Source organism: uncultured Alloprevotella sp., assembly GCF_963536905.1.
Classification (GTDB): domain Bacteria; phylum Bacteroidota; class Bacteroidia; order Bacteroidales; family Bacteroidaceae; genus Alloprevotella.
This window is the reverse complement of sequence record NZ_CAUTBW010000013.1, coordinates 46,200-54,400: the sequence shown is the minus strand read 5'-3', so window position 1 is coordinate 54,400 and position 8,201 is coordinate 46,200. Positions and strand designations below refer to the sequence as shown.

The 8,201-nt window shown below is 37.6% G+C and carries 10 protein-coding genes; 3 read left to right on the top strand and 7 right to left on the bottom strand.

The window, feature by feature from the left end; all coding sequences use genetic code 11:
- Positions 1 to 137: 137 nt before the first annotated feature.
- From ABLA33_RS03755 to ABLA33_RS03745, 3 genes are all read right to left on the bottom strand, one after another.
- Positions 138 to 743, bottom strand: a complete 606-nt coding sequence (locus tag ABLA33_RS03755; protein WP_347719295.1) for a porin family protein — start codon at positions 741 to 743, stop codon at positions 138 to 140.
- A 61-nt stretch (positions 744 to 804) separates the two neighbouring features.
- Positions 805 to 2,826, bottom strand: coding sequence for a ComEC/Rec2 family competence protein (locus ABLA33_RS03750; RefSeq protein ID WP_347719294.1), 2,022 nt, complete (start codon positions 2,824 to 2,826; stop codon positions 805 to 807).
- Entirely contained in the window at positions 2,798 to 3,550 is a 753-nt protein-coding gene (locus ABLA33_RS03745) for a phosphoribosyltransferase family protein (RefSeq protein WP_347719293.1), read from the bottom strand. Before ABLA33_RS03745 ends, ABLA33_RS03750 begins: the two co-directional genes overlap by 29 nt.
- Before the next feature lie 77 nt (positions 3,551 to 3,627).
- On the opposite strand from ABLA33_RS03745, the gene ABLA33_RS03740 reads away from it, so the two are divergent.
- Positions 3,628 to 4,530: an RluA family pseudouridine synthase gene (locus tag ABLA33_RS03740; RefSeq protein ID WP_347719292.1), complete on the top strand. Its 903-nt coding sequence runs from the start codon at positions 3,628 to 3,630 to the stop codon at positions 4,528 to 4,530.
- A 265-nt stretch (positions 4,531 to 4,795) separates the two neighbouring features.
- Here ABLA33_RS03740 and ABLA33_RS03735 read toward each other — a convergent pair whose 3' ends face one another.
- From ABLA33_RS03735 to ABLA33_RS03725, 3 genes are all read right to left on the bottom strand, one after another.
- The gene (locus tag ABLA33_RS03735; RefSeq protein WP_347719291.1) at positions 4,796 to 5,050 is read right to left on the bottom strand and encodes a hypothetical protein; all 255 of its coding nucleotides are present in this window, start codon (positions 5,048 to 5,050) and stop codon (positions 4,796 to 4,798) included.
- Positions 5,037 to 5,426 (bottom strand): hypothetical protein, encoded by a 390-nt coding sequence (locus tag ABLA33_RS03730; protein WP_347719290.1) that lies wholly within the window; start codon positions 5,424 to 5,426, stop codon positions 5,037 to 5,039. Before ABLA33_RS03730 ends, ABLA33_RS03735 begins: the two co-directional genes overlap by 14 nt.
- 71 nt (positions 5,427 to 5,497) lie before the next feature.
- Entirely contained in the window at positions 5,498 to 5,737 is a 240-nt protein-coding gene (locus tag ABLA33_RS03725) for a YtxH domain-containing protein (RefSeq protein ID WP_311490986.1), read from the bottom strand.
- Positions 5,738 to 5,963: 226 nt separating this feature from the next.
- On the opposite strand from ABLA33_RS03725, the gene ABLA33_RS03720 reads away from it, so the two are divergent.
- The gene (locus ABLA33_RS03720; protein WP_347719289.1) at positions 5,964 to 6,470 is read left to right on the top strand and encodes an SPOR domain-containing protein; all 507 of its coding nucleotides are present in this window, start codon (positions 5,964 to 5,966) and stop codon (positions 6,468 to 6,470) included.
- Between the two features lie 61 nt (positions 6,471 to 6,531).
- On the opposite strand, the gene ABLA33_RS03715 is transcribed toward ABLA33_RS03720, so the two are convergent.
- Complete coding sequence (locus ABLA33_RS03715) at positions 6,532 to 6,990, bottom strand: low molecular weight protein-tyrosine-phosphatase (RefSeq protein ID WP_311490984.1); 459 nt, start codon at positions 6,988 to 6,990, stop codon at positions 6,532 to 6,534.
- A 125-nt stretch (positions 6,991 to 7,115) separates the two neighbouring features.
- On the opposite strand from ABLA33_RS03715, the gene rlmN reads away from it, so the two are divergent.
- Positions 7,116 to 8,198, top strand: coding sequence for a 23S rRNA (adenine(2503)-C(2))-methyltransferase RlmN (rlmN, locus tag ABLA33_RS03710; RefSeq protein ID WP_311490983.1), 1,083 nt, complete (start codon positions 7,116 to 7,118; stop codon positions 8,196 to 8,198).
- Positions 8,199 to 8,201: the final 3 nt, after the last annotated feature.

Genomic DNA, 8,201 nt, shown 5'->3' with positions numbered 1-8,201 from the left:
AGACGGGAGAGTAGGTCGCCGCCTTTTTTCAAATAAGAGACTCCTATCAGAGCAAAATCTGATGGGAGTCTCTTTTTTTTGTGTTTCAGGCAGAGGCTTGTAGATTCGTTTCTAAGTTTTATTGAAAGGCAATTATTTTAGAAGAGGTATCCAATGGAGAATTGGATGTTTCTATTTTGGGAGAGGGTTACATTTTTATATGTGTTATTTAGGCCATGGATATAACGTGCTTCTAAAAGGATATTGTTAGAAAATTTATAGCCAAGTCCGCAAAATAGGCTTAGATCAATATGGTTAGGTTTGAGTGGTATGTATTTAGTTATGTTTCCTTCACCTTGTATCTTATGCTTTTTTGAAATAAGGAAACCTATTTGGGGGCCCATTTCTATATATAAATGTTCTAAGGGATAGTACTTTATTGCTATGGGTAGGTTGATATAATTGCTGCGAATAGAATAAATTGTCCTATTGTTTTCTATTGAAAATAGATGTTCTTTGTATCCTTGTTGCGAATACATGAGGTTACCTTCTAATTCCCATTTTTTATTTATGGAGTAGGTTACGATTCCACCAATATGAAATCCCTTGCGGAACTCCTTATCAAAGTCCTGAACTTGTCGTTCTACTTCTGTTTTTGTTTCTTTTGAGAGGTTTATACCTGTCTTTATACCAAAATGAAAGTTTTGGGCTTTTACAGTAATTACTGCAGTTGCCATCAAGAATGTTATTACTATTTTTTTCATGACATAGGATGTTTTCTTTTAAATAACGTTCTATTATTTCTTTTTATTTTGTTATAAACTTTTATTTTTGTCTTTCTAAGTCCAGAATACATGCTCCTTGCCTTTTGATATCATGGACTTTTATGACTTTTTTATGTGCTTCTTTGATGAGTCTATTACGATAAAAGTCCGACAAAGAATTATCAATAATGATCAGTTTGGGGGTTATATGTTTTAGTGCATTATCGAGGTGTTGTTTATAGCCTTTGCAGATATAGAGAAGATCCACATTTATTTGTCCATTAGTTTTATATGACATATTTTCTTGTAGGACAATAATCGTTTTGCCACTAAAGTTGAAATAGCTATAATTTTCGTTCGTATTGCTTTTTGCTGTTATAATATATGGATTTAATTGATATTCTTTCCAAAACGTTTTTTTGATGAATGTGAGATTTTTACTGTTTTTTGCAGAATCGGATATCCATATTTGAGAGCGATGATTGTTACTTATGAAGTGTATATTAGGGCACTTGTATAGATTGTATATTATGATTTTAGGAGAAAGTTTGTGTTGTTCCGCATTTATGATTGTCCCGATGAAGAGTAATGTCACATAAAAACTTATTCCATATATTTTCCACGCTCTATGAGTAAGAAAGAATGAATAGATTTGATAAATGAGTAGGTATATAATGACAACTATAAAAATAGAAGGGTATATATCTATATGTGAGTAGGGAAAATCGTTGATAAATGTAAGACTAAGTTTTAGTATTCTTATAGAAGTGTGTAGTAAAAAAGCCAGAGAGGGTTGTGCAAAGGAGATGACGAAGAATAGAAGTGAGGTTAATAAGATGATGCTAGCAAGAGGGATGACTATAATACTAGATATAATGCTATACGTTGGGAATATGTGAAAGTATAGGCCTATTAGTGGTGCTGTTCCTATTTGTGCACATAGAGAAGTGGTGAGGAGTTTGTAGATGGCTTTTAGGACTTTGTATTTTTCTATGGATTGAAAATGTGGCAATATAGGACTTATTATGACAATGCCTATAACTGCTGAAACTGATAGTTGGAAACCTATATCAAAGAGTGCTTGTGGATAAAGCAGCAAAATAGTCACGACAGCCAGTGATAGGCAGTCGATAGCTGTCACATTTCGTCGGAGGCATCCAGCTATAAGACCTATTGTGGACATAAGTGCAGCGCGGCAGAGTGACATTGGTGCACCCACTAACCCCACGAAAATCCATATAAGTATTAGTGTTATGGTAGTAAGAATCACTCGTGCCCATTGTTTCCTTGTATGTCGAAGTAGGTAGAATACAAGCATAAAAAGAATACCTAAGTGCAAGCCGCTAAGAGCCAGAATATGAGAGGTCCCAGTTTCTGAGAATAAATCTTTCGTGTCCGAAGTTAGTAGCGACTTATCTCCAAGAGTCATAGCAGCAATCACTGCTAGATCCTCGCCATATAGATAATCTTTATACTGCCGAATGAGTTTTTCTCTAGCATTCTGAAGGAAAGATAAATTTTCTGCAGTTTCTGATATTTCCCAATTATCTGCATAACAAAAACAAACACCTTTATAGTCTTGTCGTCTAAGGTAAGTAGCATAATCAAATTCCCCTGGGTTGCCATTGTTGTATGGCTGTCTTATTTGCGTATTAAGCAAGATTTTATCTCCCAAATGCGGCCGATTTTTACCTTTTAATAGTGTTGCTCGTACTTTCTCTTTTCCTATCCATACATCTGCAATCCAGCTTTTCTCCTTTTCTTTTGGCACTTCACGAATGCTACCAATATAAGCTTGTTTCTCTTTTGGCCATTCGTGAATATCATCTATTCTATCAATACTTAATCGCATAGCCCCAAAAAGAATTAGAGCAGAACCAATGCAGAAAAGAGCTATTTTTTTAGAGTAGATAGCCGATAAAAGGAGACTGATGACAATACATGCAAGTGGCAAAAGCTGTGAACGAATATGTGGAAAAGCAATATCTCCAATCAGTATTCCTACTCCTAATAGTATGGATGTAGGAAGTAGGGGTGTGTCGAAGCAAATGTTGTTAAATGTAGGTTTCCTGAGATTTTGCATGGCTTGAAATTCCTTTAGGATGCGAACCTGCAACATAGGCAGTAAGCACACTAATTCTAACTCCTTCTACTTCACATAGTTTCTGAGCACACGAGAGTATTGTTGCGCCAGTTGTAATCACATCGTCAATCAGTAGTAGATGTTTCCCGCTTATTTCCTCTCTTCGTTGTATTTCAAAAATATTCTGCACATTTTCTTCTCTTTGCTGTGCCGTCAATCGAGTTTGTGTCGCGTTGTCAGTTTTTCTAATGATTAAGTCTGTAGCTATTGGTATTCCTGTAATTTTAGAGACACCCTTGGCCAACATCTCACTTTGGTTGTAACCTCTCTTTTTCAATCTGCTACTCGAGAGAGGTATGGGGACAATATAGTCAATAGCAGTAAAAAACTCAGAGTCGATGAGATCTTCTGCCATACATTGTCCAAGGTAAATCCCCATTTCTGCATTATTTGCATATTTGAGTTGTAAGATGGGAAGAATAGTGTAGTTGTTCGCCTGATAATGTATGAACGAATTTGCTCTGACAATTGGAATTTTTCCCCAAAATATTCTCTCGATGCCATTTCCTTGTTCTCCGTGTATGTTTGTAAATGGAAGTAGTGCCCAGCATTTTATGCAGAGTTGTTCTTCTTCTGCCTTGAGCCTTCTTCCACAGATGCAGCAATGGCGAGGTAGGATGATGTCAGCTATGTCTCTCAGTAAGGTTAATATGCGGTCTATCATATTGAGCAAATATAGGACTTTCTTTTCGTCTGACTTTAAGAAATGCTGAAAATGTTATAACTTCGCGAACCAAATGAATGAAAATGCAGAATAAGAGCCAACAACTATTTACAAGTTTTGTTGTAAAAACAGCTACAACACTTTTACCCTTTATTCAACACTGCTTGACTGGCATTAGCAGGAATAAGGCTAAATCCATTATGACAGGTGGAGGAGTAAGAGTGGATTGTGCGGTTGTAAAACAATTTGATTATGAGTTGCAGCCAGGAATGCGTGTGGAAATTAGTCGTCGTAAGCCAAAGAATGAGCTATCGAGTAAATTTGTACGCATTGTTTACGAAGACTCTCAAATCATTGTTATAGAGAAAGCTATTGGTATACTTTCAATGGCATCGATGAATCATCCCTATTGTGTGAAAACAATTTTGGATGAATACTTTCGCAGGACTCATCAAAAGTGTACAGCGCATGTTGTCCATCGTTTGGATCGCGACACTTCTGGGCTTTTAGTTTATGCTAAGACGCAGCGTGCAGAGCAAATATTAGAAAATAATTGGCAAAGCATTGTTACCGACCGCCGTTATGTGGCTTTAGTTTCTGGACGCATGGAAGAAAAAGAAGGCGTTGTTAGAAGTTGGCTAAAGGACAATAAGGCCTATTTCACTTATTCTTCAGAAACCGACAATGGTGGTAAGTATGCTGTCACACATTTCAAGACTATAAAGGCCGCAGATAGATATTCTCTGGTAGACCTAAAATTGGAGACAGGGCGTAAGAATCAGATTCGTGTGCATATGAAGGATTTGAATCATCCTGTATGTGGCGACATAAAATATGGTAATGGTGATGATCCTATAGGTCGTTTAGCTCTTCACGCTTTTCGTCTAAATTTTTTCCATCCTATTACAGGCGAACCTCTCCGTTTTGAAACTCCTTATCCCAAAAACTTTTTAAGTGTATTTCATTCGTCTGCTGACTGATGCGAAAAAGCTAGTAGCGATAAGGATAATTCTCTCGAAAATTACAATAAGGAAATTTGAAAATACAATAAGGCTGTCAGCTGACAGCCTTATTGTGTCAGTTGACACAATAAGGACTTTTTGAGTTTGCTCTAAAGTGTTGAAAAATGTTAGTTATTAGCTGATTTTCATTTTTTTTAGATCATGAGAGGGCATACTTCTGTTTTTTATTAGAGGTAGTGCAATCTTGAACAAAAAAATAGGCTTACAAGTTTTTCTTGCAAGTCTATTTTTTACGAGAACGCGGAAATATTTTTCTGAAGCTTTTAAATATTTTGTAGCCAAACAAGACACCGTCTACAATAGCTGCAGTTTGTTGTGCCTTGTTTATTAAATTTTCAATCATATTGTGGCTTGGAGGAGGTGGAGCAAAGAGAGTTGAGAAGTTTTGCTGAATATCTTCACGCTTTTTTTGCATTTTCTTTTCCAACTCCAATTGGCGTATGCGAAGCTTTTCGAAATCGAATTTATTCTGTGCCATCTAATTTTTCTTTTATTGATTCATCAGATTTAAGAAATAATTCTCCTATAAAATTAGCAATGGGGTTGAGAATCCAAGCTGTTCGCTTTGCATAAATTAGGCATCCTAAAAGTAGATAGCAAGCGGCCACAATTAAGCAAGATATAGCTGTTCCGCCAACATGGGGAGCCAATGCCAACGCCAAAGTTCCGGAAAGAAAAAAAATAATAATGGCGACAAATACGAAAGCTAAACCTCCCACGATAAGCGCTGTTATGAGGATGGACAACTTACGGATGATTCCAATCTGAACAGATTCGGCTTTGAACTCAGCGTATTCTTTCAGATTTAGGACTAATTCACGGATGGTCTGTATGTTCTGGTCGGATGATAACATTGCAAGTAAAAATGATTTATAAAAGGAAGAAGATGTCCATTATAGACACCCTCTCCCTATTTCTCTGCATTTTACTCGTTAACAGGTTTGAGTTCTTCTGCAATGTCGTCGACCATTCCTTCCATGTCTTCACGACTGAGCTTTATGCCATTACGCTTCAAAGTCTCGTTAACGCGATCTGCAATCTTTGTGCCCTGATCTAAAAGTTTTTTACGCGTATCAGCACCTTTCTCTGGTGCCAATAAAAGGCCTACTGCTGCACCTACAGCAGCACCGCCCAAAAATGATACAAGAATACTTAAACCTTTCATATTTAGAAATATTAAAATGTTTGATAGGGCGAAGATAAGGCTTTTTCGACAAATTGAATCAAAAAAACGAGTTATATTTTTGAGGAATGATATACTTTAATGTAGTTTAACGTACTAAAAACTTGAAAATACAGTTTTAGAATTGTATTTTTGCAAAATCAAAATGTAAATATGAGGTTTGTAAACGACCCCCTTTTATAAAAATACTAACAAAATATATCTATAAATGAAGAAAACTCTGTTTTTGGCTCTTGCGGTATGCTTTGCTACGGCATTGACATCTTGTAAATCAAAAGAAAGTGCTTGGCAACAAGCTTACAACCAAGCTACAGCAGCTCAGACTACTGACGATAATACAGTAGCCGTAGCTCCTGTAAACCATGATGTGACAGTAACCCCTGTTACTCCTACGCAGAATTCAAACGCTACAGTAAATGATCCTGACGTGCGCACTATCAATGGTCCGTTGACTGTTGTGAGTGGTAATCCGCTGAAGACATACAGCGTAGTAGTGGGTAGTTTTGTAAATCAAACAAACGCACTTAGTCTTAAGGAGCAGTTAGCAAATGGGGGGTATGATTCTCGCGTGGTTAAGACCAATGAAACAATCAATGGCCAGACAGGATGGTATCGTGTTATCGCTAGTTCTTTCAACGATAAAAATAGTGCGATGCAATCACGTGGCGAATTGCGTGGAAAATATGCTGGAGCTTGGTTACTCTATACAAGATAATTTGAGTTTTAACAGAATGTAAAAAAAGAACTACTTCTTGCCGAGAAGTGGTTCTTTTTATTTATTGTATTGACTTGATTATTCCGTCACAACAATCTTCTATCAAGTCTATCGCCCATTCAAAATCTTCTGGCCCTCCATAATATGGGTCGGGAATATTCAGTGTGTCGTATTGAGAAATAAATGCCGTGGCACGATATATTTTGTCCCGATCAGCATCATTACGCACAAGTTTTTCAAGGCTTCTCACATTGTTTTCATCCATTGCTATGATGATATCAAAATTGTCGAAGTCCTTAGTACGGACAGGCCTAGAGTGGTGTGTTAGTTGATACCCTCGTCGAGCAGCATGCGCCCTCATTCGTGAGTCGGGAAGCTCTCCCTCATGATAATCAATAATGCCAGCAGAGTCAACAAAGATATCTATGCCAGCTTTCTTTGCTTTTACCCTCAGTACTTCTTCTGCAGTGGCAGATCGACAGATGTTGCCAAGACAGATAAACAAGATTTTTCTTTTCATATTTGCAAAGATATAACATTTGTCAAAAAGAAATGAATGATACGTTTCCTTCTTTTTCCTTTTTGCTCTACAAGATAAAGTATTTGCGTATATTTTTGTAACTTCGCTCCCAAATGAATACTCGAATGACAGAGTCATTAGCAATGAAACCAGTTCTTCTTGGGTTAACATTGGAGGAACTGAAAACAATAGTTACAGACTTAGGTTTACCTGCTTTTGTTGGAAAGCAACTCGCAGGTTGGATTTATGGGCATAAAGTGAATAGTTTTGACCAGATGACCAATCTGTCTAAAAACGCTCGTGAACGCTTGGCTGCCAACTACGAAATTGGTAGTCGCGCTCCTATTGATGCTCAATACTCGAAAGACGGTACAATTAAATATCTTTATCAAACAGCCAAAGGAGATTATATTGAAACAGTATATATCCCTACAGCAGATCGCGCTACACTGTGTGTATCCTGTCAGGTGGGATGTAAGATGCATTGTGCCTTTTGTATGACGGGACGTCAAGGCTGGACCGCTTCCTTGTCTGCGGCAGATATACTGAATCAAATATATAGTCTTCCAGAGCGTGAGAAGTTGACGAACATAGTCTTTATGGGACAAGGGGAACCCTTTGATAATTTAGACAATGTGCTTCGTGCAACAACTGCTCTAACGGCTGAATGGGGATATGCTTGGAGTCCTAAGCGTATCACTGTAAGTAGTGTTGGATTGGCAAAAGGATTAGTACGCTTCTTAGAAGAAAGCCAGTGTAATTTAGCCATTAGTCTTCATCATCCAATACCTTCAGAGCGTTTAAAATTGATGCCTGCGGAACAAGCCTTCGGTATTACAGATGTTATAAATGTATTACGCCAGTACGACTTCTGTAGGAAAGATCCAGTTCGTAGGGATGCACCGAAACAGCGTCGCTTATCGTTTGAATACATCGTGTTCGATGGTATTAACGACTCTAAAGAGCATGCGCAAGCAGTTGTAGAATTGCTTCGAGGCTTAGATTGTCGTATGAACCTTATACGTTTCCATGATATTCCAGATACGTCGTTGCGTGGAGTGAATGACGAGCGCATGATCAAGTTTCGTGACTATCTGACTAACCATGGTGTTTTTGCCACCATTCGTTCGAGTAGAGGACAAGACATTTTTGCAGCTTGTGGACTACTCACTACAAAAAAACTAGAAGAAGAGAAGAATCAAAAATAGCAA

Coding starts and splice junctions, on each gene's coding strand:
- ABLA33_RS03755 (WP_347719295.1), bottom strand. CDS start 743: ATGAAAAAAATAGTAATAACATTCTTGATGGCAACTGCAGTAATTACT.
- ABLA33_RS03750 (WP_347719294.1), bottom strand. CDS start 2,826: ATGCAAAATCTCAGGAAACCTACATTTAACAACATTTGCTTCGACACA.
- ABLA33_RS03745 (WP_347719293.1), bottom strand. CDS start 3,550: ATGATAGACCGCATATTAACCTTACTGAGAGACATAGCTGACATCATC.
- ABLA33_RS03740 (WP_347719292.1), top strand. CDS start 3,628: ATGAAAATGCAGAATAAGAGCCAACAACTATTTACAAGTTTTGTTGTA.
- ABLA33_RS03735 (WP_347719291.1), bottom strand. CDS start 5,050: ATGGCACAGAATAAATTCGATTTCGAAAAGCTTCGCATACGCCAATTG.
- ABLA33_RS03730 (WP_347719290.1), bottom strand. CDS start 5,426: ATGTTATCATCCGACCAGAACATACAGACCATCCGTGAATTAGTCCTA.
- ABLA33_RS03725 (WP_311490986.1), bottom strand. CDS start 5,737: ATGAAAGGTTTAAGTATTCTTGTATCATTTTTGGGCGGTGCTGCTGTA.
- ABLA33_RS03720 (WP_347719289.1), top strand. CDS start 5,964: ATGAAGAAAACTCTGTTTTTGGCTCTTGCGGTATGCTTTGCTACGGCA.
- ABLA33_RS03715 (WP_311490984.1), bottom strand. CDS start 6,990: ATGAAAAGAAAAATCTTGTTTATCTGTCTTGGCAACATCTGTCGATCT.
- rlmN (WP_311490983.1), top strand. CDS start 7,116: ATGACAGAGTCATTAGCAATGAAACCAGTTCTTCTTGGGTTAACATTG.